Annotated in this window: 22 protein-coding genes; 8 read left to right on the top strand and 14 right to left on the bottom strand. The window is 58.9% G+C overall.

Annotation, left to right across the window (positions count from 1 at the left end):
* Positions 1 to 28: 28 nt before the first annotated feature.
* From AC2FF8_RS09485 to AC2FF8_RS09530, 10 genes are all read right to left on the bottom strand, one after another.
* The gene (locus AC2FF8_RS09485) at positions 29 to 868 is read right to left on the bottom strand and encodes an NAD-dependent epimerase/dehydratase family protein (protein ID WP_496879543.1); all 840 of its coding nucleotides are present in this window, start codon (positions 866 to 868) and stop codon (positions 29 to 31) included.
* On the bottom strand, positions 865 to 2,079 hold the full coding sequence (locus AC2FF8_RS09490; protein ID WP_496879544.1) for a pyridoxal phosphate-dependent aminotransferase: 1,215 nt from the start codon (positions 2,077 to 2,079) through the stop codon (positions 865 to 867). Before AC2FF8_RS09490 ends, AC2FF8_RS09485 begins: the two co-directional genes overlap by 4 nt.
* On the bottom strand, positions 2,076 to 2,849 hold the full coding sequence (locus AC2FF8_RS09495; RefSeq protein WP_496879545.1) for an HpcH/HpaI aldolase family protein: 774 nt from the start codon (positions 2,847 to 2,849) through the stop codon (positions 2,076 to 2,078). The genes AC2FF8_RS09490 and AC2FF8_RS09495 overlap by 4 nt, the downstream gene beginning before the upstream one ends.
* Positions 2,849 to 4,060, bottom strand: a complete 1,212-nt coding sequence (locus AC2FF8_RS09500; RefSeq protein ID WP_496879546.1) for an NAD(P)/FAD-dependent oxidoreductase — start codon at positions 4,058 to 4,060, stop codon at positions 2,849 to 2,851. Before AC2FF8_RS09500 ends, AC2FF8_RS09495 begins: the two co-directional genes overlap by 1 nt.
* Positions 4,057 to 5,766: a hydantoinase B/oxoprolinase family protein gene (locus AC2FF8_RS09505; RefSeq protein ID WP_496879547.1), complete on the bottom strand. Its 1,710-nt coding sequence runs from the start codon at positions 5,764 to 5,766 to the stop codon at positions 4,057 to 4,059. The genes AC2FF8_RS09500 and AC2FF8_RS09505 overlap by 4 nt, the downstream gene beginning before the upstream one ends.
* Entirely contained in the window at positions 5,763 to 7,877 is a 2,115-nt protein-coding gene (locus tag AC2FF8_RS09510) for a hydantoinase/oxoprolinase family protein (RefSeq protein ID WP_496879548.1), read from the bottom strand. Before AC2FF8_RS09510 ends, AC2FF8_RS09505 begins: the two co-directional genes overlap by 4 nt.
* A 96-nt stretch (positions 7,878 to 7,973) precedes the next feature.
* A complete protein-coding gene (locus AC2FF8_RS09515; protein ID WP_496879549.1) occupies positions 7,974 to 8,882 on the bottom strand; it encodes a LysR family transcriptional regulator in 909 nt (302 codons plus the stop codon).
* 248 nt (positions 8,883 to 9,130) lie between these two features.
* A complete protein-coding gene (locus AC2FF8_RS09520) occupies positions 9,131 to 10,951 on the bottom strand; it encodes a M3 family oligoendopeptidase (RefSeq protein ID WP_257600522.1) in 1,821 nt (606 codons plus the stop codon).
* Between the two features lie 85 nt (positions 10,952 to 11,036).
* Positions 11,037 to 12,011, bottom strand: a complete 975-nt coding sequence (locus AC2FF8_RS09525; protein ID WP_480684547.1) for an alpha/beta fold hydrolase — start codon at positions 12,009 to 12,011, stop codon at positions 11,037 to 11,039.
* Complete coding sequence (locus tag AC2FF8_RS09530; RefSeq protein WP_170344693.1) at positions 12,011 to 12,301, bottom strand: SCP2 sterol-binding domain-containing protein; 291 nt, start codon at positions 12,299 to 12,301, stop codon at positions 12,011 to 12,013. The genes AC2FF8_RS09525 and AC2FF8_RS09530 overlap by 1 nt, the downstream gene beginning before the upstream one ends.
* 30 nt (positions 12,302 to 12,331) lie before the next feature.
* Here AC2FF8_RS09530 and AC2FF8_RS09535 point away from each other — a divergent pair, with 30 nt between their 5' ends.
* The 6 genes from AC2FF8_RS09535 to AC2FF8_RS09560 all read left to right on the top strand — a co-directional run bounded on the left by AC2FF8_RS09535 (position 12,332) and on the right by AC2FF8_RS09560 (position 18,236).
* Complete coding sequence (locus tag AC2FF8_RS09535) at positions 12,332 to 12,940, top strand: tetratricopeptide repeat protein (protein WP_496879550.1); 609 nt, start codon at positions 12,332 to 12,334, stop codon at positions 12,938 to 12,940.
* 21 nt (positions 12,941 to 12,961) lie between these two features.
* On the top strand, positions 12,962 to 15,787 hold the full coding sequence (locus AC2FF8_RS09540; RefSeq protein ID WP_496879551.1) for a helicase-related protein: 2,826 nt from the start codon (positions 12,962 to 12,964) through the stop codon (positions 15,785 to 15,787).
* A gap of 6 nt (positions 15,788 to 15,793) precedes the next feature.
* Entirely contained in the window at positions 15,794 to 16,159 is a 366-nt protein-coding gene (locus tag AC2FF8_RS09545; protein ID WP_496879552.1) for an RNA-binding S4 domain-containing protein, read from the top strand.
* 66 nt (positions 16,160 to 16,225) lie between these two features.
* The gene (gene fdxA / locus AC2FF8_RS09550; RefSeq protein ID WP_152457680.1) at positions 16,226 to 16,564 is read left to right on the top strand and encodes a ferredoxin FdxA; all 339 of its coding nucleotides are present in this window, start codon (positions 16,226 to 16,228) and stop codon (positions 16,562 to 16,564) included.
* Between the two features lie 282 nt (positions 16,565 to 16,846).
* On the top strand, positions 16,847 to 17,356 hold the full coding sequence (locus tag AC2FF8_RS09555) for a CarD family transcriptional regulator (protein ID WP_152457681.1): 510 nt from the start codon (positions 16,847 to 16,849) through the stop codon (positions 17,354 to 17,356).
* Positions 17,357 to 17,474: 118 nt separating this feature from the next.
* On the top strand, positions 17,475 to 18,236 hold the full coding sequence (locus AC2FF8_RS09560) for an ion channel (protein ID WP_496879553.1): 762 nt from the start codon (positions 17,475 to 17,477) through the stop codon (positions 18,234 to 18,236).
* On the opposite strand, the gene cobS is transcribed toward AC2FF8_RS09560, so the two are convergent.
* A complete protein-coding gene (gene cobS, locus AC2FF8_RS09565) occupies positions 18,233 to 18,997 on the bottom strand; it encodes an adenosylcobinamide-GDP ribazoletransferase (RefSeq protein WP_170344688.1) in 765 nt (254 codons plus the stop codon). The genes AC2FF8_RS09560 and cobS overlap by 4 nt on opposite strands.
* A gap of 78 nt (positions 18,998 to 19,075) precedes the next feature.
* Between cobS and cobT the strand changes: the two genes are divergently transcribed.
* Positions 19,076 to 20,086: a nicotinate-nucleotide--dimethylbenzimidazole phosphoribosyltransferase gene (cobT, locus tag AC2FF8_RS09570; protein ID WP_496879554.1), complete on the top strand. Its 1,011-nt coding sequence runs from the start codon at positions 19,076 to 19,078 to the stop codon at positions 20,084 to 20,086.
* Between the two features lie 30 nt (positions 20,087 to 20,116).
* Here cobT and AC2FF8_RS09575 read toward each other — a convergent pair whose 3' ends face one another.
* A complete protein-coding gene (locus tag AC2FF8_RS09575; RefSeq protein ID WP_496879555.1) occupies positions 20,117 to 21,997 on the bottom strand; it encodes a monovalent cation:proton antiporter-2 (CPA2) family protein in 1,881 nt (626 codons plus the stop codon).
* A 20-nt stretch (positions 21,998 to 22,017) separates the two neighbouring features.
* Positions 22,018 to 22,473 carry an Lrp/AsnC family transcriptional regulator gene (locus AC2FF8_RS09580; protein ID WP_170344685.1) on the bottom strand — a complete coding sequence of 152 codons (456 nt, stop codon included), beginning with the start codon at positions 22,471 to 22,473 and terminating at the stop codon, positions 22,018 to 22,020.
* A 147-nt stretch (positions 22,474 to 22,620) separates the two neighbouring features.
* On the opposite strand from AC2FF8_RS09580, the gene hppD reads away from it, so the two are divergent.
* Positions 22,621 to 23,718 carry a 4-hydroxyphenylpyruvate dioxygenase gene (gene hppD / locus AC2FF8_RS09585; RefSeq protein WP_170344684.1) on the top strand — a complete coding sequence of 366 codons (1,098 nt, stop codon included), beginning with the start codon at positions 22,621 to 22,623 and terminating at the stop codon, positions 23,716 to 23,718.
* 89 nt (positions 23,719 to 23,807) lie between these two features.
* Here the strand turns inward: hppD and AC2FF8_RS09590 are convergent, their stop codons facing one another.
* Entirely contained in the window at positions 23,808 to 25,757 is a 1,950-nt protein-coding gene (locus AC2FF8_RS09590) for a hypothetical protein (RefSeq protein WP_496879556.1), read from the bottom strand.
* Positions 25,758 to 25,885 lie beyond the last annotated feature (128 nt).

Genomic DNA, 25,885 nt, shown 5'->3' on the forward strand with positions numbered 1-25,885 from the left:
TGTGATCAATGCAACGGTATCTACGGCCCTAGTCCTTTCCGGTGTCGTTTTCGTCGAGGTTGAGATGCGCCATCCCGCTGTTGCCAAGCGGCACAGCCGCGAATGGGCCGCCATGGTGCGTGTTGGCGGGATCGTGCGGGTCGAGCGGGCCATCTGCGGCATAGATTTCTTCGGCGAATTGTTCGGCATTGTCCTTGGGTCGGTAGCCCAAATGTTGCGCCTTGGCGTTGTCGACCGGCGCACGGTCATTGTTTGAGACGCCATAGACCACGCTGAAGCCGGTGATGGGCGTGGTGATCGCGCGTTCCACCAGGTGGATCAGGTCGTCATAGCTGAGCCAGGTTCCCACAGCGCGTGAATTGGTCGGCTGCGCGCAAGACAGGATGCGCATGCAGACCGCTTCCAACCCGCGTTTGTCCCAGTAGAGAGAGGCGAGGTCTTCGGCAAAACACTTGGCAAGCCCGTAGAAGGTGTCGGGTTTGTGTGGGGCATCAATGCCAATGAAATCCGTCTTCTTGTGCATGCCAACCGCGTGGATGGACGACGCATAGACAACCCGGCGCAGCTTGTTGCGATAGGCGGCCTCCCACACGGTATAGGCACCGTAGAAGTTCGGCGCCCAAAGCACCTCCATGGGGGCTTCGTCGCCAATTGCACCGAAATGCACCACCATGTCCGCCCCCTCCAGAAGGGCGACCATGGCATCGAGGTCGGTGATATCCGCCTTGATGTAGGTTTCATTGGACGCGAGTTTCGCCACACTGTCGGCAATGTCCGACGAGACGAATTCATCGCAAAGTTTGGACAGCGGCTCGCGCAGGTACGAGCCAAGGCGGCCAGCCGCGCCGGTGAGTACAATCTTTTTCATGGGTTAAGTCCTTTCAGGTCGCCAACAGCGCGGGCGATGCGATCCATCGCGGTGCTTAACACCTCTTCCGAGGCGGCTGTTGAAATGCGGAAAAACGGTGAAAGATCATAAGCGCTGCCCGGAACGGCGGCAACGCCAGCGGCCTTCAGTAGATAGGCTGTGACATCCGTATCGGTTGCGAACGTCTTGCCCTGAGGGGTCTTTGCCCCGATCAGACCCGCGCAGCCGATCAGGCCGTAAAAAGCGCCGCCTGGCGCGTCGAGTGTCAGCCCCGGGATTTTTGCCACACGCGCGACCACAAGATCACGGCGTGCTTCGAAAGCCCGACAGAAATTGCGGATGTCATCTTGCGGCCCGTTCAAAGCCGCCGCCGCCGCCGCTTGGGCGATAGAACACGGTCCTGACGATATTTGGCTTTGCACCTTGGTCATCGCCGCGATCAGATCCTTGTGCCCTGCGCCATAGCCAATGCGCCATCCGGTCATGGCATAGGCTTTGGACACGCCATTGACCGTCAAGGTGCGGTCTTTCACGCCCGGGCAAAGCGCCGCAAACGATCGGAACACGCGCCCGTCAAACAGAATATGTTCATATATCTCGTCCGACAGAACCAGCACGCGGTCATGATCGGCCAGCACGTCGCCAAGTGCCGCAATCTGGGCATCGGAATAGACCGCGCCAGACGGGTTCGACGGCTGGTTCAAGAGCAGCCACCGGGTCCTGGGCGTGATGGCGTCGCGCAATTGCTCTGGCGTCAGCAGAAAGCCAGCCTCAGCCGGGCATTCCAAAGGCACCGGCACACCGCCGAGGATGAGCACGATGTCCTTGCACTGACCGAAATAGGGCGCGGAGAGCAACACCTCGTCACCCGGCTCCAGCGTGGCCATGAAGGCGTTGAACAGTACCTGCTTGGCTCCGTTCGACACGATCACTTCGTCAAGCGCATAGTCCAGGTCGTTCTCGCGTTTGAACTTGTCCGCGACGGCCTGCCGCATCGCAAGCGTGCCATTCGTGGGCGGATACTTCGTCTCACCCCTGAGAGCGGCTTGATGTGCCGCCTCCTTGATATGGTCGGGCGTGTCGAAATCCGGCTCTCCAAGACCAAGATCAATGACATCTTCACCACGCGCCTTGGCCTCTTTCGCAGCCTGGCTGACCCAGGCTGAGGCGGACGGCTTGACCGGTTTCAGACGCGATGCCGCGAAACTCATTGCAACCCGCCTTTTGTTTGCGCCAGTGCCGCATCTGCGGCCCGTGCCAATAACCCCGTGTCTGTCGCAATGGCAACAAAGGTGAAGCCTTCGTTCAAAAGCTCAGCCGCAAAAGCGGGGTCCGTGACCAAGGTGCCGACCGGCATGCCTTTGGCAATCAGTCTTTGCGCAGCCGGTTTGATCAATGCCCAAACATCCGGGTCCATCGGTTTGCCCAGTTTGCCAATATCGGCCGCAATATCTGCGGGTCCAAAGAAGATGCCGCTGACACCATCGACCGCGCCGATGGCTTCGGCCTGCTCGACGGCTGCGCGGGTTTCAAGCTGCAATAGCACCGTGGTCTCTTCTTCAACGCGCGCCACATAATCAGGGATGCGCGCAAAGGCTGTTGCCCGGGTTGCCCCTGAGACACCGCGAATGCCGTGAGGCGGGTAGCGTGTTGCGGCCACCGCTTGTTCGGCCTCTTCCACCGATTGGATCATCGGAAACAACAGGCCCGGCGCACCCAGATCCAACAGCCGCTTGACGGCAACCGCGTCGTTCCATTCCACACGCACAAGGGCCGTGGTCGGGGACGCCGCAAAGGCCTGAAGCTGACCCAGCACGCTGAAATAGTCGTTGGCGCTGTGTTCCATGTCGATCAGCGCCCAGTCGTATCCGGCGGTCGAGACCACCTCTGCGGCGAAGTTGCTGCACAGGCAGATCCAAAGGCCAACCTGTTTCTCTCCGGCTGCAATGGCGCGGGTGAATGGATTGGCAGGAAGCTTCATCAGATAATGGCTTTCTCGATGATCGGCCTGTTTGCCGGGATCCGCTCGTAGTTGAACGGCGACAGATCAAGTGTGCGGTATTCGCCATAGGTCAGCCATTCGGCCGTCCCGCGCCCCATCGCAGGCGACTGCTGAAGCCCGTGGCCGGAGAAGCCATTGAGGAAGATGAAGTTCGAAAGCTCGGTGTGCGGCCCCATGATCGCGTTGTGATCAAAGGTGTTCATGGCATAGTGTCCGGCCCATTCGGCTTGCACTTTGATGGCTTCGAACTGCGGGATACGGGTCGCAAGGATGGGCCAGACGTGGTTTTCCCAGAGGGAATGGTCCATCGCATAGTCGTCATAGCCCACAGCCGGGTCATGGTCGGAATGGCCGCCGCACTGATATGTTCCGCCGCCGTTTTCGCGGACATGCACGCCCGAGGGGTCGATGGTCAGCGGCAGGTCCTGATCCAGCGGCTGCTCGGCCTTGAATATCCAGGAATAGCGTTTGCGCGGCTCGACCGGCACGTCGATGCCCGCCATCCGGGCGGTGCGCGCAGCACGGGGACCCGAGGCATTGACGACCTGACCGCAGGCGACCACCTCGCCCGAGGCAAGAGTGACGCTTTCGACCTGTGTTCCGGCGGCGTTGCAGGTGATCGCCACAACTTCGTTCTGGATCCATTCGACACCACGCTCGCGGCTTTGGCGTCGCCACCAATCATTTACGGCGCCCCCGTCCCAATAGCCTTCGTCCACCAGGTTGATAGACCCCAGCACGATGTCATCAACATTGTAAAAGGGATAAGCGGCCTTGATCTCTTCGGGCGTCATAAGCTGGGTGGCAGCACCGGCAGCCAGTTGCACTTGCTGATTTTCGCGCAGCACATCGGCAAAGGCGTCGTTGTCGGCAAGATACATGTAGCCGAAAGAGCGGATGCCAAGTTCCGGTACGCGTTCATCGCCGCCCATATAGCTGCGGATGTTTTTGACGAAGTCGGCGGCAAACTGGCTGATACGGACGTTCAACTCGGCTGAGAATTGCTGCCGCATGCAGGAGTTCGTGTGCGTGGTCGAGCAGTTCTCATAGGTCATGTCCCGTTCGACAACGAGGACCGAGCCATCGAAATCCTTGTTGTCCGACAGGAACCAAGCGGTCGAGGCCCCCATGATGGCGCCTCCGATGATGATCACGTCATAGCTTTGCTGTGATGGGCTTTGGTTGCTCATATCTGTTCCCCCCTGGCGACGGCAGATTGCACCGCCGCGATGTCCTCAGCGGACAAGCCATAGTCCGTCCGAGCCGTTTCTTCAGAAATATATCCCCGCGCCAGATCGCGTTTGACAAGCTCTTTCGGGCGTTCGGCCGGATCACCGTAGCCAGCGCCTCCCGGAAAGGCCATCACCACCTTACGCCCGTGTGGGACGAACTGCTTGCCCTTGACCCGCATGGCCGAGCCATCGTCCAGAGCGATGGTCGTTGGTGCACCGTTCTGGCCTCCTCGGCGGCCCCGAGCGGGGTGCTGGCTGCGGTCGAACATGGCTTGGATGTCAAACTCGTGGCCTTCCTGCGCGCCGACTTCCATGTACTGCCCCAAACCGCCGCGCGTCTTGCCTGCGCCGCCGCTGTCGGGGCGCAATTCCTTGCGCCAGATGATGACGGGACCTGCGTGTTCCGTGGCCTCGATGGGCATCGTCATCACACCCGAAGGGAAGGCTGTCGCGTTCATGCCGTCGTGTTCGGGCCGTGCACCAGAGCCACCTGAGTTGAAGGTCAAAACCTCGGACCTGCGCGCGTCCGCGGGTGCCGGTGCATCGCTGCGCGGGCGCAGGCTGACCTGGAAATTGCACAGACATCCGGCGCCTTCGGCAGGCACCAGGCCCGGCACGATCTTGTCAAAGGCGTCATAGACCGCGTCTGGCACGAAATGCCCCACGATATGGCGCAGGGCGACTGGCGCGGGGTGCAGCGCGTTGACGATTGAGTTTTCCGGCGCTGTGACCTCGAACGGCGCAAGTGAGGCGGCGTTGTTGGGGATTTCCGGCGCAATCGCCACCTTCAGCGCATAGCAGGCATAGGCCTTGGTATAGACCAGCGGGCAGTTGATCCCCTTCTTGTCCAGGCCGGAGGTGCCGGCGAAGTCGGTCACGATCCGGTCGCCTTCGACGCTGACCTTGACCTTGAGTGTGATCGGCACGTCGAAGCCGTCCATCGTCATCTCGCCCGTTGCCGATGTCTGCGGCAGGGCGGCAATGGCTTCAATCGTGGCCCGGCGCGAGTTGTCGAGGATGAATTCGGCGATACCGTCCAGATGGTCGAGACCAAACTCCTCCATCATGTCGACCAGGCGGCGGTGGCCGATCTCGTTGCAAGTGGCGAGCGCGTAAATATCGCCGATCAACTGGTCCGGTTCACGCACGTTGCCCCGGATGATCCGCACCAAGGTCTCATCCACGTCGCCCTTTTCAGCAAACTTCATGATCGGGATGTAGAGACCTTCCTCGTAAACGCTCTGTGCGTCCGCGCCAAAGCCGCGCCCGCCGATATCGACGATATGCGCCGTGCAGGCAAAGAACCCTACCAGGGTGCCGTTATGGAAAGAGGGCGTAACCATCGTGATGTCGTGCAGGTGCCCTGTGCCCTCCCACGGGTCATTGGTGATGTAGACATCACCCTTGAACATGTTTTGTCGCCCGATCCGACGGATGAAATGCGCGACGGCATCGGCCATAGCGTTCACGTGACCCGGAGTGCCCGTCACCGCCTGTGCCAGCATGTTGCCATGCGTGTCATAGACGCCTGCCGACAGGTCCCCGGCCTCGCGGACCGAGGTCGAAAAGGCCGTTCGCACCAGTGCCTGAGCCTGTTCTTCCACGACCGAGATCAAACGGTTCCACATGACCTGATAGGCGACTTTCGAGTATTCTTGGGTCATTGTTGGGCTCCCTTGGCACCTTCTGATGCGCTCGGTTTGCGAGCGACGACGTCGATGCAGCCGTCAGGCTGCCGGATCGCATCCCGACTGGCGGGCACGATGATGGTCGTCTCAGCTTCGGTTACGGCGGCTGGTCCATGTGCGCGCTGGCCTGCCTCCATGCGGCGTCTGTCGATGACATGGGCCTCAAGGTATTTGCCCGCCGCCGCATCAAAAAGCTGCCGCGTGCCGTTCAGGGCAACAGGCGCGTTGCCGTCTGTCGTTTCAATGCGCGCGACGTCCTCGGGCGGCGTCGTGGCGTTCACCGACCAGACGGTGATCTCGATATCCATGCCTGCGACGGGGCGGCCAAAGAGCTTTGTGTAATCCTCCTCGAACCGCGCTTGAAAGGTCGCGGCGTCGGGGTTCATCGCCTGTTCTTCGGTCAAGGCGATCGGGATTTCCCAACCCTGACCGGTGTAGCGCATGTAGACCTTGAACTCGGACAGGATCGGGCTGACTTCATCGCAGGTGCGCACAAAGCCTGTCGCCTCGGCCTTGAGATCAGTCAGCAGGCCCTTGATCTTGTCCGCATCGAAATCGCTCAGCTTCATATAGACCGACCGATTGGCCTCAAAGCTGAACGGCGCGCGCAGGAAGCCGATGGCCGAGCCGACGCCGGCACCGGGCGGCACAAGCAACCGCTCAACCCCAAGCTTTTCGCAAAGTCGCCCGGCATGCAGCGGGGCCGCGCCGCCAAAGGCGATCATGGTGTATTCGCTCAGGTCTTCACCATTTTCGACAGCGTGAACGCGGGCGGCATTGGCCATGTTTTCGTCCACCACCTCTGCCACGCCAAAGGCCGCCTCGACCGCGTCCATATCCAGCCTGTCGCCCACATGTGCGCGCAACGCCTGTTCCGATTTATCGGGATGAAGGGCGATCGAGCCACCGGCGAAATTCTTCGGGTCCAGTTTGCCCAGGACCAGATCGGCATCCGTGACAGCTGGTCGTTCACCCCCGCGCCCATAACAGGCGGGCCCGGGCTCGGACCCGGCGCTTTCGGGGCCGACGCGGATCTGCCGCATCCCGTCCACATGGGCAAGGCTTCCGCCGCCCGCACCAATTTCGACCATATCAATCACCGGGATCGAGATCGGCATGCCAGAGCCCTTTTTGAACCGGTAGGTCCGCGCGACCTCAAAAACGCGACTGGTCTTGGGTGTCTGGTTCTTGATCAGGCAGATCTTGGCTGTGGTCCCGCCCATGTCGAAGGAGAGAACCTTGTCCAGACCATAGCGGGCCGCGATATGGGCCGCGAATACCGCGCCACCCGCCGGACCGCTTTCGACAAGCCGGACAGGGAAATCCGCGGCATTCTGGATCGAGATGATCCCGCCACCCGAATGCATCAGGAAGATGCGACAGGCGACACCTTCGCCGCGCAGCCGGTCCTCCAACCGTCCAAGGTAGGAGGCCATCAGCGGTTTGATATAGGCGTTGGCCACGACCGTGTTGAACCGTTCGTATTCGCGCATCTGCGGCGATACCTCGGACGAGATCGACACCGAAACATTCGGCAGCTTTTCGACCAGAACATCACGTACCAACTGCTCATGTTTGGGGTTGAGGTAAGAGTGGATCAAACCAACCGCGACGCTTTCGAAGCCCGCTTCTGCAATGCGGTCCACAACGGCTTCGACATCCGCACGTTCAAGCTCTACCAGGATTTCTCCCTTGGCATTCACGCGTCCGGGGACGGTGAATCGCATGTGGCGCGACAACAGCGGATCAGGAAGATTGAGGTTCAGATCATACTGCTCAAACCGGCTTTCGGTCCGCATCTCGATCACATCACGGAAGCCTTCCGTCGTGATCAACGCAGTTTTGGCCCCGCGACGCTCGATCAGCGCGTTGGTGGCCAGAGTTGTTCCGTGGATGATCTGTTCGATTTCGCTGGGGTCAATGCCCGCCTTGGTGCAGACTTGGTGCATTCCGTCGATGATCGCGTTTTCGGGGGCCGCGTAGGTCGTCAGGACTTTCACCGAATACTGTTCGCCCGCCTTTTCCAGAACGACATCTGTGAATGTGCCGCCAATATCGACGCCCATTCGAATGGATTCGGCCTTCATCTGTCTCTCCACATGCACACAAGGTCAGCATGTCCACATGGGACCATGGCCGATCAGAAATCAAATCAATTGATTTTCTCGACCCCATAGAATTTATTAATCTTCTACTGCGCTTGGCCGAAGAGCCGCCGCAATGTCACTCGCCCTTTCGACAAACCGTGGCGCCCGGTCCGCGTTGAAGCGCGCGAAAAAGGTCAAAGGCGGCGCAGTCCAATCCGAAATGAGCGATTTCAACCGGCCTGCGTCCAACTCGCCTTGCACAAGCGACCTGGGAAGAAGCGCCACACCCATCCCCTCGCTGACCATCGGCAGACACGCAGACAGCGCGCTGGAATGGACGATCTTGCCAGCATCGTAGCCACGCTCCTTCGCCAGGTCATGCAAGGCATTCCCCGCCGCCGTGTGACGCGCATGGGTCAATACAGCGCGGCCAAAGAACCGCCCGACCGAGGCGCCGCCGGCAAGGCCATCGGCAACTTCTTCATTCGCTACCCAGACATATGTTTCGCTGGACAGCCGCCTTTCGCCCGAGGTCCGCAACGTAAACGGGCCATTCTGCAGGGCAAGATCAAGCTGACCTTCGCGAAGGCGCTCCTCGATCTGGCGGGACAAGTCGACCTGAAGTTCAACCCGAAGGTTGGGATATTCCCGCCGCAGTTCACGAAGGAAAGGTTGAAGCCAAGTACAGGCGACCAATTCTGTCACGCCAAGGCGCAGGCGTTCTTCGATAAGCGCCTGCCGACCGGCCGCTTCCAGCAACGCCTCTCCGGCGCGCAGCACGTCCCGCGTCCGCTCAAGAAGCTCTTTGCCTTTGGTGGTCAGACGTACGGAACCGGCGTCGCGATAAAGAAGCGTGACATCCAAGGCAGCTTCCAATGCAGAGATCCGCGACGAGATGTTGGGTTGAGTTGTGCCAAGGGCAGCGGCTGCCGCTCTAAAGGTTCCCATGTCCACAACAAATGAAAAGGCTTCGAGCTGCTTAAGTGTGATCCGGCTTTTTATCATCTTCAATCTCATGATCAGTTTTCGTGATCATGCACGGCACCGACTTTTCAGCAACTTCAATCGTGAAGACACCACTTTTCGAACACACGACTTCGTCCGCACGGCGTGCTGAGCAGACGTTTGTTTTTGCTGAAGGCAAGGCCCGCTCCGTCCCGCGTAGCGGGCATTCAAGAGCTCCTTGGGTGCGACATCGCCGAGAATGGAGGGTTTCCGCACGGCGGATGTCGCTACCCACTGTCACGGGCGTCTCAGCTCTCCATCGCCTCCAACTCGTCAATGAAGCCCGAGATCATCGACAGGCCCTTGTCCCAGAATTTCGGGTCGCTGGCATCCAGCCCGAACGGGGCCAGCAGTTCCTTGTGGTGCTTTGATCCACCTGCGCGCAACATTTCGAAATACTTGTCCTCGAACCCCTCGGCGCCGCTTTCATAGACCGAGTACAGCGCGTTCACCAACCCATCGCCGAAGGCATAGGCATAGACGTAGAAGGGCGAGTGAACAAAGTGCGGGATATAGGCCCAGAAGGTCTCGTACCCGTCCATGAATTCGAATGCGGGGCCAAGGCTTTCGGCCTGAACGCTCATCCACAGGGCGTTGATGTCGTCCGGGGTCAGTTCCCCCTCACGACGGGCGGCATGCAGCTTGCATTCAAAGTCGTAGAAGGCGATCTGGCGGACCACCGTGTTGATCATGTCCTCGACCTTGCCCGCCAGCAGCACCTTGCGCTGTTCGGGGGTTTCGGCCTTGTCCAGCATCTTGCGGAACGTCAGCATCTCGCCGAAGACGCTGGCGGTTTCGGCCAGCGTCAATGGCGTTGACGACAGCATCTCACCCTGATCGGCGGCCAGAACCTGGTGAACACCGTGGCCCAGCTCATGCGCCAGAGTCATGACGTCGCGCGGTTTGCCCAGGTAGTTGAGCATCACATAGGGGTGCACGTCGGTCACGGTGGGATGCGCGAAGGCGCCCGGGGCTTTGCCGGGTTTCACCGCAGCGTCGATCCAGCCTTTCGAGAAGAACGGGGCCGCGATGTCGCCCATGCGGGGATCAAAGGCGTTATAGGCATCCATTACCGTCTTTTCGGCTTCGTCCCAATTGACAATGCGCGTATCTTCCATGGGCAGCGGTGCATTGCGGTCCCAGACCTGCATGACGTCCAGACCCAGCCATTTGCGCTTCAGCTCATAATAACGATGGCTCAGTTTGGGATAGGCGGCCACGACCGCCTCGCGCAGGGCTTCGACCACTTCGGGCTCGACATCGTTCGACAAGTGACGTCCTGTTTGCGCGGTCGGCATCTTGCGCCAGCGATCGACGATTTCTTTCTCTTTGGCCTGCGTGTTGTGGACTCGGGCAAATGTTTTGATGTTCTCCTGAAACACGCGGGCCAGTTCGCGCGCCGCAGCCTCGCGTTTGGAGCGGTCCTGTTCGGTCAGCAGGTTCAGGGTGCCTTCGATGTTCAGTTCATTACCGTCCACATTGAACGTCAGACCGGCGATGGTTTCGTCGAACAGACGCTCCCACGCGTCGCCGACAACGCCCAGATCGTGCAGGAATTTCTCAAGCTCATCAGACAGCTGATAGGGCTTCATCGCGCGGATGCGGCGGAACACGGGTTCGTATCGGGCGAGATCCGGGTTGGCAGCAAAATGCGCCCCAAGCACATCATCTTCAATCCGGTTGATCTCGAGCGTGAAAAACACCAGAGGCGTTGTGAAAACGGTGATCTTTTCCTGCATGTCCGACAGGAACTTGGCCCGCTCTGCGTCAGTGGTCAGCTGATAATAGCGCAAACCGGCAAAGGACATGATCCGGCCTGCGATGGAGTTGATCTTTTCATTGCGCTGAACGCAGGTCAAAAGGGCCGCGGCGTCCAGTTCTGCCAGCTTGCCTTCATAGTCAGCAGCGAAAGCCGCACATTCGCCCTCCAGCCAGTCCAGGTCGCGCGCCAGTTCGGGCGCCTCTTCGGATGCGTAGAGATCCGTCAGATCCCATTCGGGCAGATTGCCCAGATTGTCGGCACCGCCCATTGCGTTTGCGTCACGGACGGGAAAGGGAAGGTCGCGCATGGATCACCTTTTGTAGACTGCTTTTGCAAACATCTAGGGCTGGCGCGCCCGGATCACAAGCGGCCAGTCCCGAAGGTGAAAAGGTTTACGATGAAACCAGCCTGGACGCCCCATTTGATTGGTTGGCCAGGAAATGCTTGGCAAGCTGGTCCAGAACCGGCCCCCGAACGTCGGGTGCTTCCATCAACACCTCGTGTTCCCCGTCCGGGATTTCGATCAATGTGCCGTTCGGCCAATTGGCCATACGTGCCCGTATGGCCTTGCGATCGACGATTTGTTCGTGGCTGCCCAGAAAAGTCAGACAGGGTGTCTTCGGCGCGGGCTGTTCCATCAACCATTCACATTCGTCCAGCGACTCGCGCAGCCAGCGGTTTGAGGGGGCACCAAGTGCCAGTTCGGGATGCGCATTCAGCTGTTCTTGCATCATCCGGTACATGTCGGGGTCGCGGGTCAGCATATTCCCGTCGAAAGGTTGCGACAGGACATAGCTTTCAAGCGTTGTGGTCGGGGGGGTGCGTTCGCCAAGGCCAAGCGCCGTGCCCCAATAGGCCGTAACGCGGCTCAGGGGTTTCATCACCGGAGTGAAGAAAATTCCCCACATCGGGCCCGTAAACGCGCAAGCGGCAAAGCACCCTTTTTCGATGACGGCACGCAACCCGATGGCGCCGCCCATCGAATGCCCCACGACGTACCACGGCTTCGGCAAATCCAAAGCGTCTGCAAGGTCCAGGGTTGCCTGAACATCGTGCTGGTAATCGGTGAAATGATCGACATGGCCGATGCGTGGGTTTTCCAGCAGCCGATCCGCAAGACCCTGACCGCGCCAGTCGACGGCCAGCACCGCGAAGCCACGATTCACGAATTCTTGGGCGGTATTGCCATACTTTTCGATGTATTCGGTGCGTCCGGGAAACACCATGACGGTGCCATGGGCGCGACCAACCGGACGCCAGTGACCCACGCGAATGCGTTTTTGGTCAGACGTCATCAACCAATGGGCCTGTCCACCGGCAGGTCCGCCGGCCACGTCTTCAAAAAAGGGGGCCGGCGACAACTCCATCAGGCCAGCACCGAGGCAAGCTTCATGGCAACGCCCATGTCGCCATCAATGCTCAGCTTTCCGGACATGAACGCGCCGGTCGGATTCAGTTCACCGCTGAGGATCTGTTCGAACGTTTCTACGTCAGCGCTCATGGTGACATTGGCCTCTTCATCGCTGACCCGCGCACCGTTTTCGTCCAGAACGATCGAACCCAGATCGGTGATGGCAAACTTGGCCGTGTCATCAAACGCGCCGCCATCCAGTTTTTCGTTCAGCGCGGCAGCTGCCTTTTCAAGAGTCTCGCTCATGCTTTTCCTCATATTGTTAGTGCGCCGTGAATGGACATCCCCGGTCGCAACGCTACACTGACTATTGTTATGAGCATTGCAATTCACAATCTCAAAGGTACCGTTGCGGCACTTTTTGTCCTAGTCACGTTTTCCACCAGTTGTTTCGCGCAACAGGCGGACTCACGGGACGAGGATGAACTGCTGCAAAAGCTGGCACAGTCGACTCCCGACCAGGCAATTGCACTGGATCGGCAGTTGCAGGCGTTGTGGTCGCAATCCGGCTCGCCGTCGGCTGATCTGTTGCTGGAGCGGGGACGCGAGGCCTTGGAGGAGGGCGATGTCGACGCTGCTCTGGATCACCTGACGGCGCTGACGGATCACGCGCCTGATTTTGCCGAAGGCTGGCATCTGCGCGCATCTGCCTTTTTCGGAGTCGAGCGGTTTGGTATGGCGGCCGCCGATCTGGAACATGTGCTGACGTTGAATCCAAATCACTATGAGGCGATTTACGGTCTGGGGCTGATCTTCGAAGTTATCGGGGAACCTCGGAAAGCCTACGAGGCTTATTCTCGGGCCTTGGCTATACATCCCCATCACGAAGAAGTAACCAATGCCGTGAATCGGCTGAAGCCTCAGGTTGAAGGCAAGGCGCTGTAAGGCTCGGGGCAGGGGGCGAATGTGAGCGGGTCATCCCGAATCGTGGCCGTACTTGGCCCGACCAACACCGGCAAAACCCATTACGCTATCGAGCGCATGCTGGGCTATCGGACAGGCGTGATCGGTCTGCCGCTGCGCCTGCTGGCGCGCGAGGTCTATGACAAGATCGTTGCGATCCGTGGTCCGTCGGTGGTGGCGCTGGTTACCGGCGAGGAACGGATCGTACCACCCCGCGCCCAGTATTGGGTGTGCACGGTTGAGGCGATGCCGGAAGGCATGGGCGCTGATTTTGTTGCCATCGATGAGATCCAGCTCTGCGCCGATCCGGAACGGGGTCACGTCTTCACCGACCGTCTGCTCAGGTCTCGCGGTACGAACGAGACATTGTTCCTGGGCTCGGACACAATGCGTGGCCCCATTGCGGCGCTGGTCCCCCAGGCACAGTTCGTGCGGCGAGAGCGGATGTCGCAACTGGTCTACTCTGGCTCCAAGAAGATCAGCCGGATGCCCCCGCGCAGCGCCATCGTCGGGTTCTCGGTCGAAAACGTCTATGCCATCGCCGAATTGTTGCGCCGCCAGAAAGGTGGTGCTGCGGTGGTTATGGGCGCGCTCAGCCCGCGGACCCGGAATGCACAGGTAGACCTGTACCAAAACGGCGAGGTTGACTACCTGGTTGCTACGGACGCTATCGGGATGGGGTTGAACCTGGATGTGAACCACGTTGCGTTTTCATCCCTGTCCAAGTTCGACGGGCGCCGGATGCGTCCACTTGCGCCGAACGAGCTGGCGCAGATCGCTGGCCGGGCAGGTCGCGGGATGTCGGATGGCACCTTCGGCGTAACCGGAGAGGCCCCGCCGCTGGACGAGGGCGTGGCGCAGGCGATCATGGACAGCCGGTTTACGCCGATGAAAAAGCTGAACTGGCGGAATGCCGCCCTTCGGTTCGGATCGATTGAAGCGCTGATCGACTCGCTTGAGGTCAGCCCGGATGATGAACACCTGATCAAGGCCCGCCCTGCCGACGACCTGAACGCGTTGAAATCGCTGTCGCAAGTGACCGAGGTTGTCGCCCGTGCAGGCGACGGCCCGTCCATCCGGTTGCTGTGGGATGTGTGCAGAATCCCTGATTTTCGCGGTATCAGCCATGCGGAACACGCCAGTTTGCTGGAGGTGATCTATGGCCATCTGCATGAACGGGGAACTATTCCCGACGAGTTCATGGCACGTCAGATCAGACGGATCGATCAGACCCACGGCGATATCGACGCGTTATCTAAAAGATTGGCATATATTCGCACGTGGACATATGTTGCGCAGCGAAAAGGGTGGGTTCGTGACGAATCACATTGGCGTGACGAAACCCGCACTGTAGAAGACAGACTGTCCGACGCTCTGCATGAGCGTCTCACGCAAAGATTTGTGGATCGGCGCACATCCGTTTTGTTGCGCCGGCTCAAGCAGAAGGAGGCCCTTTTGGCCGAAGTAAATGACAAGGGTGAAGTGACCGTCGAAGGCGAATTCGTCGGTCGTCTGGAAGGGTTCCGGTTCATCCCGGACAAAAGCGCGCAGGGAACCGAGGCGAAAGCTCTGAAATCGGCGTCTCTGCAAGCACTCGCGCCGCAATTCCATCTGCGCGCCGATCGCTTCTACAATGCGCCCGATACTGAAATTGATTTCACAGATCAGGGTGGCCTGATGTGGGGTGAATACGCCGTCGGCAAGCTGGTTGCCGGGGCGGAACCTCTCAAACCTATGGTCGAAGTTTTCGTTGATGAAGCCGCAGGGCCGGATGTCGAGCAGAAAGTGCAGCGCCGTTTGCAGCACTTCATCGACCGCAAGGTGGCCGCTCTGTTCGAGCCGCTGCTGAACCTGTCCCGCGATGAGGAACTCAGCGGCCTTGCCAAGGGTTTTGCTTTCCGCATGGTCGAAGCGCTGGGTATCCTGCCCCGCGCACAGGTCGCACAAGAGGTCAAGGATCTTGATCAGGACGCCCGTGGCGCCTTGCGCAAGCATGGTATCCGGTTTGGCCAGTTCACCATCTTCATGCCGCTGCTGCTGAAACCGGCCCCCACTCGTCTGCGTCTCGTGCTTTGGGCGCTGTCCAGCGGTTTGCAGGAATTCCCCGAAGCACCGCCTCCGGGATTGGTGACCGTGCCGGTCGCCAAGGATGCACCGCAGGGCTATGACACCATGTGTGGCTACCGCGATGCGGGCGAGCGTTCGATCCGTATCGACATGCTGGAACGTTTGGCGGACATGCTGCGCGCTGAAGACAGCCGCGGCGGGTTCGAAGCCAAACCCGATATGCTGTCGATCACCGGGATGACGCTGGATCAGTTCGCTGATCTGATGCAGGGGCTGGGATACAAGGCAGAACGCGGCGAGCGGCCGAAAGTCAAACCTGCACCGGTCGAACGACCTGCGGCAGATGAGGCTGACAAACCGACCGCCGAAGAAGCCCCGGCAAGTGAAGTCGCGGCAGAAGAGGTCGCAGCACCCGCCGAGGCGGCAGCCGAGGCCACCGAAAGCACCGAGGCGGCAGCCGAGGCTGGCGCGGAAAGCCATCCCGCAGAACCAGTTTCTGACGAACCCGAGGTTGAAGTGTTCTATACCTTCACCTGGGCCCGTCAGCGACAGTCCAACCGGGCCCCGCGTCGCGAACAGGGACAGGGCAAGGGAAAACCGCGTGGAAAACCGCAGGATGGCCGTGGTAAACCTCACGGCAAGAAGGGCGGCAAACCTCAGGGCGCCAAGACCTTCTCGTCACGGCCTCCGAAAAAGGAAAAGGCGATTGATCCCGACAACCCGTTTGCTGCTGCGCTGATGGGTTTGAAGGACGGTAACTGATCCGAAATGGCCGAGGCCAGGCTGCGGGTTGACAAATGGTTGTGGCAGGCGCGGTTCTTCAAGACCCGCAGCCTGGCCGCCAAACAGGTCAGCGCCGGCCATGTCAGGTTGAACGGAAACCGGGTGCTGAAACCGGCGCAGGTCGTGGCCCCGGGCGACGTTCTGACCTTTCCTCAGGGCCGTATCGTCCGCGTCGTGCGCATCGAAAGAATCGGGGATCGCCGTGGTCCGGCCCCCGAAGCGCAAACGCTGTATTTCGATATGACCGAAAAACAGGACGTCCCGCCCAAAAATCCGGGGTTTGAGGGAAAAGGTCGCCCGACCAAGAAAGATCGCCGCTCACTTGATCTTTCTCGCACCAAAGATCGCTGATCATATCTTGAAGAGTAGGCCAGACTGAATTAGCTAAACGCTCAAACCGCAAACGGGAATCCGATCATGACCTATGTTGTCACCGAAAACTGTATCGCCTGCAAATATACCGACTGTGTCGAAGTATGTCCGGTGGACTGTTTCTATGAAGGTGAGAACACGTTGGTCATCCATCCCGATGAATGCATCGACTGCGGTGTTTGCGAACCGGAATGCCCGGCCGACGCGATCCGCCCCGATACTGAACCGGGCATGGATCAATGGGTCGAATTCAATCGCAAGTATTCGGAAATGTGGCCCGTGATCGTCACCAAGAAAGATCCGCTGCCCGATGCGGAAGAACGCGACGGTGAAGAAGGCAAGATGGAGAAGTATTTCTCGGAAGCACCGGGCGAGGGTGGTTGAACGATTCGCGCTCAAACCCCTGTTTGATGTGCAAAGAACACGGCGCAACCTGTTGAAAACAGGTTGAATATGAAAATTTACCGCAGGGTAAACTTTCGGGTGTCGTATTTTTGTGATATACTCGGTTCTTGTATGATGACCGAGATTGGGATGCGCTCCAAAAGTATGCTCACTTTGGAGATTTGAATTTGTGACAATATCGCCGCCTGTCGGGGCTGAAACAGTCCCCGCATGTGGTGTTTTTGTTGTCCGTGTCCCGTCCGTAAGCAAGGAAAAAACTGAATGACAAAGTCGAAAAAGCTCGAGTTCCGCCCGAACGACTATGTTGTCTACCCCGCCCACGGCGTAGGCCAGATCATCTCGATCGAAGAACAGGAAGTCGCGGGATTCTCTCTGGAGCTGTTTGTCATCTCATTTGAGAAAGACAAGATGACTCTGCGCGTGCCGACCAACAAGGTTACCGAATCCGGTCTGCGGTCGCTCAGCTCGCCCGACGTGATCAGTCAGGCGATGAAAACGCTGAAGGGAAAGGCAAAGGTCAAACGCGCCATGTGGTCGCGCCGTGCTCAGGAATATGAGCAGAAAATCAACTCGGGCGATCTGATCTCGATTGCGGAAGTGGTCCGCGATCTGCACCGCACGGACGATCAGCGCGAGCAGAGCTATTCCGAGCGTCAGTTGTACGAAGCTGCCCTGGAACGTCTGACCCGCGAGGTCGCGGCCGTTTCTGGTGCGGGCGAGGTATCCGCCGCCAAACAGGTGGACGAAGTTCTGACCTCACGCGCTGCCTGACAGCGAACTCTATGATAAAACGGGCCGCTCCAAGTTTGGGGCGGCCTTTTTTCGTGGCTTGGTGAATTCCGCGAGTGCCGCTAATTTCACTGTAGATGCAGCAAGCTACAGGGCGGACATGAAGCAGACAGTTAGATATCTGTATATCGGGCATGACCCGATTTCGGTCTGGTTTCGGTACGCGCTGATCCTGTTCGATGTTGCGACAATCGTTTTCTTTGTCGCGACGGCTCACGTCCCTCATGGTCCCGGGTTGGTTCTTGCAAGCCAGTTGATCGGTTTCTTGATATTGTTGGACTTCTCTGCGCGGCTTTGGATTTCAAAAGACCGCTGGAAGTTGCTGCGCCAGATTTATACACTGGCGGATATTGTCGTTATCATGTCGTTGGTTCTGGATCCGTTCCTGACGGGCAACCTGGCTTTCCTGAGGATTCTGCGGGCCTTGCGCCTGATCCACTCATACCATCTGCTCAGGGACTTGCGACGCGACAGCAGCTTTTTTCGCACCCATGAAGACGCGGTGATTGCAGCAATCAATCTGATGGTATTTGTCTTTGCCACCTCTACGGCGGTTTTGGTGTTCTTCATTCCGGAAGACGTACAGACGCCTTACATAGATGCGCTGTATTTCACCATGGCGACCCTGACGACGACCGGCTTCGGTGACATCACGCTGGACACCCCTGGCGGGAAGCTGTTCTCGGTCTTCATAATGGTCGTGGGTGTCGCGTTGTTTGTCCGTTTGGCGCAGGCGATTTTCATGCCGCAGAAGGTACGTCACAAATGCCCAAGCTGCGGGTTGTATCGGCATGATCCGGATGCCGTGCATTGCAAGCATTGCGGTGGGACACTGCGGATCGAAACAGGCGGCGCGTCCTAAATCTGCGCGCTGATGGCAAGCAAAAACGCGATCTCTGCCAGTTGTTGCGATGCCCCAAGTATGTCCCCGGTCTGGCCGCCGATTTTCTTGCGCGCTGTCAGCGCCAAGATGGCTGCAACCAAGGCAGCAGATAAGATGGCGGTGATCGCCGCACCCCCGCACAGGAAAACGGCGATTGGAACGGCAAGGCCCAAGGACATGCTGACCGAAATCGCGCCGGGGGTTCCCACCGAATGGCTCAGCCCCGATTTTCTGGCGTTTGGCAGGGATGACATCAAAACCGGCATCAGGGCGCGTGAGAACACGCAGGCTGCCAGAATCGCCCAAATCGACCCGGTTGCCAAAATCGTGGCAACGGCCGAAACCCGAGCAAGCTGAGAAAAAACCAAAGCGAGAACACCATAGGTTCCGATTTGGCTGTCTTTCATGATTTCAAGTCGACGTTCAGGGGTGAATCCGCCCCAGAGCCCGTCGAACGTATCGGCAAGACCGTCCTCGTGCATCGCGCCCGTCATCATGATCAAAGTCGCAACCAACAAGGTCGCGGCAACAAATGGGGGCAGATGAAAAACCATTGCCAGCCATCCAACCAGACAGGCCATCCCCCCGACGACCAGCCCGGCGATGGGGAAGGCCCATGCCGCCTGTGCCTGCCGCTTGAACACAGGTTCGGGCAATCGGGGCAGGGGCAGGCGGGTCAGCAGCACCAGCGCCAGCGGAATATCCCACAGGGAAAAGGGATTGGTGTCGTTTTTTTGCACGCCCGTGCCTTTCGGGGTCTTGTTGGATTCAATGCTTCGGTTAAACACACAGGACCACTCTGATGCAATGAGGCTTTCATGTTGCCTGAACTGAATGATTTGAACGCGTTCCGCGCTGCGCTCGCAGCGGCTCCGGGGCCGGATGCCACCGCGGCGCAGGGCGCGGCAGAGCGAAACGGACAACTGACGAAACCCCCGGGCGCGCTGGGGCGACTTGAAGATTTGGCAATCTGGTACGCAGGATGGCGAGGAGATGCTCGGCCACAGATCGCGGCGCCACAGGTCATCGTCTTTGCCGGAAACCACGGCGTCACCGCACAGGGGGTCTCGGCTTTTCCGTCGGAAGTGACCGTGCAAATGGTGATGAACTTCGAACATGGTGGTGCGGCGATCAACCAGATGGCGCGGGCGGCCGGTGCGGCGATGAATGTTCACGCGCTGGATCTGGACAACCCGACCGCAGATTTCACCAAGGCACCGGCCATGACCGAAGACGAATTGCTGGATGCGCTGCGCACCGGCTGGCAGGCCGTGGACCCGCAGGCTGATCTGTTGGTCGTGGGCGAGATGGGTATTGGCAACACCACCCCGGCAGCCGCCATTGCCTGCGCGCTGTTCGGTGGTGACGCGGCCGATTGGACAGGTCGCGGGACGGGCGTCGATGATGCGGGGCTGACCAACAAGACCCGCGTTGTGGCCGAAGGTGTAGCGTTGCACAGGTCAGAGGATGGCCTTGAAATCCTGCGCTGCCTGGGAGGGCGTGAGATCGCAGCGATGGCCGGGGCGATTGCCGCCGCGCGGGTATTGCGCATTCCTGTGATCCTTGATGGGTTCATCTGCTCGGCCGCCGCTGCCTGCCTGTGGAGACTGTCGGATACCGCGCTGGATCACGCCGTGGCGGGCCACCAAAGCGCCGAGGCCGCGCACGGTGCCGTATTGGCGAAGCTGGGCAAGGAACCGCTGCTGAGCCTTGGTCTTCGGCTGGGCGAAGGGTCGGGCGGCGCACTTGCAATCAATATTCTCAAAAGCGCCGTGGCCTGCCATTCCGGTATGGCCACCTTTGCCGAGGCAGGAGTGTCTGACGGTTGACTCCTTGCCTGACCCGGGCACAGGCTTGGGTCAGGCGGATTTCTTGGCGTGTTTTTCAGCCAGTTCCAGCAGCGCGGTTTCCAGATCCTTTTCCAGCTGCTGGGCGCGCTCGATGTATTTCTGGTTTTCGGCTGTCGGCAGACCCGGGACCCATAGTTCGGCGAGATCGCGAACAGACATCCGGTCATGGTGATAAAAGGTTTGTTCCGCTTGTGCGGCCTCATACTCACTCAGCCCGATATTCTCCAGAACATAGCGGCCGGCGCGCAAGGAGCTGTCGAACAGTTCCCGCACGATGTCGTTGGCGCCAGCCTGATAAAGCTCGTACACATGGGTCCGGTCGCGGGCGCGGGCGATGATGTGCAGGTCAGGGCGCTGCCGTCTGGCATAACTGACGAGCCGTGTGACTTGCTTGTGGTCATCCATGGCGGCGACAAGGACCGACGCTTTTTCCAACCCCGCAGCGCGCAGCAGCTCGGGGCGAGTGGGATCGCCCAGAAAGCCTTTGACGCCGAAACGGCGCATCAACTGAATGGTTTCGATGTTGTGGTCCAGCACGACCGTCTTGAATCCGCTGGCCCGCACCAGCCGGTTTACAATCTGCCCGAACCGACCAATCCCGGCGATGATGACGGGGCCTTTTTCGTCAATTTCGTCCGGCACAGGTTCTTTGGAAGTGTCGCCGATCTTTCGCGACAGAAGATCGTAGATGATGAACAGAAGCGGTGTGATCAGCATCGTCAAAGCGATGATCATCAGCAGTTTTTGGGACAGGTCGGGGGGGATGACATTCTGTTGCGTGGAAAACGCCAGCAGCACAAAGCCAAACTCACCCGCTTGCGCCAGCCCCAGGGTGAACAGCCAGTGATCGCGCCCACGCAACTTGAAGGCCTTGCCTACAAGATACAGGATGATCCCTTTTGCAAGGATCAAAAGAAGCGCCAGACCGATCAGGTCAAGGGGGTCATCAAAGAAATAGGCAACATCGATGCCAGCACCGACCGTGATGAAGAATAGCCCGAGCAGTAGCCCTTTGAATGGCTCAAGGTCACTTTCCATTTCATGTCTGAACTCGGAACTGGCCAGAACCACGCCCGCCAGAAAAGCGCCCAGGGCAGGGGAAAGGCCGACGAGGGTCATCAGGAAGGAAATCCCGACCACGATCATAAGCGCCAGGGCGGTATACATCTCGCGCAGGCGGGTCGCGTGGATGAAGCGAAACAGCGGGCGGGTCAGGTAGACACCGGCCAGAATGACAAACACAACTGCGCCGATCGTGACCAGCGTGACGGCCCAACCCGGCAAACCTTCGACCAGAGAAAGGCTGTGATGGTCCGCACCGTGAAGGTCTCTGGCCCCGCGGTCGATCGAACCATCCGACTCGATATGAGGCATGGCAGGTAAGGCCAGAAGTGGCAGCAAGGCCAAGATCGGAATGACCGCAATGTCCTGTGTCAACAGCACCGAAAACGTAGCTCGACCGCCATTTGTCTGCATCAGGCCCTTTTCAGACAGGGTCTGAAGAACGATTGCCGTCGATGAAAGCGACAAGGTCAGCCCGACGGCCAGAGCGACCGACCAGGGGTGGTTGGCGTACATTGCCACGGCGGCGATTGCAGCCGTTGACAACGCAACCTGCAACCCGCCCAATCCCAGCAATTTGTCACGCATATCCCACAGGGCGCGCGGTTCCAGTTCCAGACCGATCAGGAACAGCATCATCACCACACCGAATTCGGCAACGTGCTGAAGGTTTTCCGTTTCCGCGCCGACAAGCCCGAGAACAGGGCCAATGATGATCCCGGCGGCCAGGTATCCCAGCACCGATCCCAACCCCAGCCGTGCAGACAGGGGAACGGCGATCACCGCTGCCGCCAGATAGATCGAAGCCTGATATAGGAAAACGTCCATAAATGTCCTCTTGGGCCCGTTCAGGTGGGCAGGGGCGCGTCGCGTTTCAGTTGGTCCATTACGATCTGGCTCTGAACCCTTGCAACGGCAGGATGCGGCAGGATGACCGAATGTAGCAAGCTGTTGAGCGCGGAAAGATCGTCACAATAGATGTGCAGCAGGTAATCCGCCTCTCCGGTCATCGTCCATGCGCTGGTAATTTCGGGGCGGGTGTTGACCATGCGGGCAAAGCTTGCGGATTGTTCAGGGCCATGAGTCCCCAGATGGACTTGAACAAAACCTTGCACTTGCAGACCCAGTTTCAACGGGTCCAGCCGGGCGGCATACCCGGTGATGTACCCTTCGGCCTCAAGCCGCTGGCGGCGGCGTCCTGCCTGACTGGGCGACAGGTTCAGCATTTCGCCCAGCTGGTGCGCGGTCAGGTGTGCGTCCTTTTGCAGGGCGGAAAGCAATCGCTTGTCGGTCGCGTCCAGCATGTGCGGAAAAATCCTGCCTTTATTAACTTTTATGCGCGTTTTGCGCGCCTGTTGGCAGTTTACACGAAAACAATGCGCAGAAACAGCGTCATAAAAGTCATATTTTTGAATCAGCAAAGAAATTCCTGTTTTTGAAGGAGACGCGCCATGGGTCCTTTCCCACACAACGCCCCGAAATCTGTTATCAGCGAGGAAAACCCAGCCGGAACCGATGGGTTTGAATTCGTCGAGTTTGCCCATCCTGAGCCGCAGAAACTGCGGGACCTGTTTGCAAAGATGGGGTTCGACCTGGTGGCCCGCCACAAGGAAAAACCCGCCGTCGAGCTGTGGCAGCAAGGGGATGTCACCTATATCCTGAACGCGGATCCCGACAGCTTTGCCGCGAGGTTCGTGGACGAGCACGGCCCTTGCGCGCCATCCATGGGCTGGCGCGTTGTTGACGCGCAAAAGGCCTATGACCATGCGGTATCGAAAGGTGCGGAGCCTTACGACGGCGCTGACAAGACCATGAATGTACCTGCGATCAAGGGCATCGGCGGATCGTTGATCTATTTCATCGATCAATATTACGACACATCGCCTTACAATCAGGAATTCGAATGGATCAAAGAATCCAAACCACGGGGTGTGGGTTTCTTCTATCTCGATCACCTGACGCACAACGTTTACAAGGGCAACATGGACAAGTGGTTCAAGTTCTACGGCGACCTGTTCAACTTTCGCGAAATCCGATTCTTTGACATTCAGGGCAAGTTCACCGGGCTTTTCAGCCGGGCGCTGACATCTCCTTGTGGCCGCATCCGTATTCCGATCAACGAAGATCGTGGTGAAACGGGTCAGATCGTGTCTTACCTGAAGAAATACAAAGGTGAAGGCATTCAGCATATCGCCGTCGGCAGTGACGACATTTACGCTTCGACCGATGCAATTGCGGAAAACGGCCTGAAATTCATGCCGGGCCCTAACAAGGCGTACTACGAGATGTCCAAAACCCGCGTGGCCGGCCACGAAGAGCCGCTGGACCGGATGATGAAACACGGCATCCTGATCGATGGTGAAGGCGTTGTCGACGGTGGTGAGACCCGGATTCTGCTGCAAATTTTCTCGAAAACCGTCATCGGACCGATCTTCTTCGAGTTCATTCAGCGCAAAGGCGACGACGGTTTCGGCGAAGGAAATTTCCAGGCGCTATTCGAATCCATCGAACGTGAACAGATCGAAAGCGGCGAGATTTCCGCAGCCTGATTGCAATGCACTGACACGCCGGGGGCAGTTCATCTGCCTCCGGCGTTTTCATGTGACGGTGGGTGCGTCAGAAGATCGATTGCCGTTTTTCAGCTGCGCGGCATCGCAAGGGTCACGTTGCGGCCCTTTTTCTGATATCGAAGCTCACTGTCGCTGATCGCGATGACTTTGCCGCCATCAAGGCGGTCTCCGACTTTCAGTTTTTTGTAACGCCCGCTGGGAAGTCGCACCAATGCGCGTCTGTTGGCTGGCGTGCCGTAGACCCCGATCAGGTTCAGCCTGCGCAGGTTGATTGCGTTGTCGATCGTGGCTTGTCGTGCGACCGACGCGGTCGAAGGGATTTTGGGTGCGACGGTCTTTGGTTGGAACGATCCTGCGTCATCGGATTTCTGATCCAATGCTGCGGTAGACCCCAGATTCGAGCGGTTTGAAGCAGATGTTTTGGCAGGGGTCAATCCGGCTGGGCGGGACTTGGGGCGCGGGACCCTTACGACAGCCAGGGCCGTAGGTGCCTCATCGACCTGTGGCTTGGTCTGAAGGCTTTCCGGGCGCGCTTTCGGTCGCTTGGATGCCAATTCCTCCAATGACCGGCCACCCAGCTTACCGCGCTCGAAACTCTCGACCAGGTCAGCCGGGCGCGGCTTTGGCCGAATACCTGCCAATCTGTCGTCGGCTTCGTCAACCAGCGGTTCTTCTTCGAAACGAACCGGGGTTTCAGGCGGAACCTTGGAGGGGCGTCCCAGATAAACAACGACCCCATCCGGATTCACGCTGCCTTCCGGTGTTGGCACGACCAGGCCGTTCGCATCCAGATCAAATCGTGTGCCAGCAATGTTTGGGGATACGTCGGGTTCAAAAGGAGCGTCGGTGTCAAAACTGGGGTCGGGCGGCAGCGCAACCGCATCCTTGAACAGATCGGCGTTGTCGAGCGATGCCAGATACAATTCCTGCGGTTCTACTGTCTCGGGTGTTTCCGGCGCTGCGGGCGCTGACGTGCTGACGCCCGTAACGGCCTGGACATCCTTCAGTGTCTCGGGATCCCGAGCGACGGAGTCCACCGCGGTGGGGGCAACCTTGAGGGCCTCCAGAATGGCTGCATCTGTTGCAGTCAGATCCGGCTGCGTGCCGGTCTCGGTTTCTGAGGCCGCTTTCGCAGGCTCTTCGGCGTCATCGGTCGCAAGCTTTGGAGCGACTTGTTGCGGGGCTTCCAGCGCAGCCGTGTCCAGCTCTGGTTCAGGCAGGGGCTCTGCTGCTGGTTCAGAGGCCGGAACCGCAATCTGCGCCGGGCTCTGTTCCGCCTGATCCTGTTCAGGGGCGGACCCCGATGCCAGCCATACGCCAACAAGCCCACCAACAAGAAGCACAGCGGCAAAGACAGGAATGGCAGACCGGTTTACCCCTGAAGATGTATCAAGATTGTTCGCTGTTTCCCGGGGTGCACGGAAAGCCTCGGGCGCGGCGGTGCCGGCAATCGGATGGGTGGGCAGGCCGGAATCATCGGCTTGTTCAACTGCGTCCATTTCCACCGGAGATGGCTGGTTTTCCGGGTGTGACAGATCGGAAGCGTCCGAGGTTTCGCGAAACAAGGCCTCACGCGGGAACGCGCCCTTGCTGTCTTGGGCGGTGAACGCCACCACAACAAAACCATGTTCTGCGGCAAAGGTCCGTGCTTCGGCCAGCGTTTCAACCGCCACGGCAGCAACACAGGTCGTGTCGCCTTCGGTCTGGCTGTCATAACTCAGTTCCGACAGGGCGTAAGGCGTGGCTTCGACCAGAGCACTTTCGATACGTTCCGTCCGGTCTTGCGATGGCAACCCATCAGTCGAAACCTGTAGAAACCGAACCTGATCTTCTGGCAGCACGAGCTTGCAGCTTAGATCATTTTCCAGCGCAAATGCTTTTTCCCGCAACGCCTGCATCTGCCCGGACAAGTCCGGAACATCCAGCGGAATCGTACCGATGACAAACCAGTCGTCATCGGAACGGTGGTGCAGTGTTATTCCGGTCGCAGAAAAAGACAGCGCAAAGGCGGGTTTCATATTCCGGAGGAACCATAATTATCAACGTCAATGCAAACGACTTTGCGTTTGCAGGCCGACATTAAAGCAGGAACCCGCCGAGGGAAAGAAAAAGGCGGTATCTCCTCTTGTATGGCCAAGCCCTGCCA

Source organism: Ruegeria sp. YTSA144 (genome assembly GCF_059610125.1).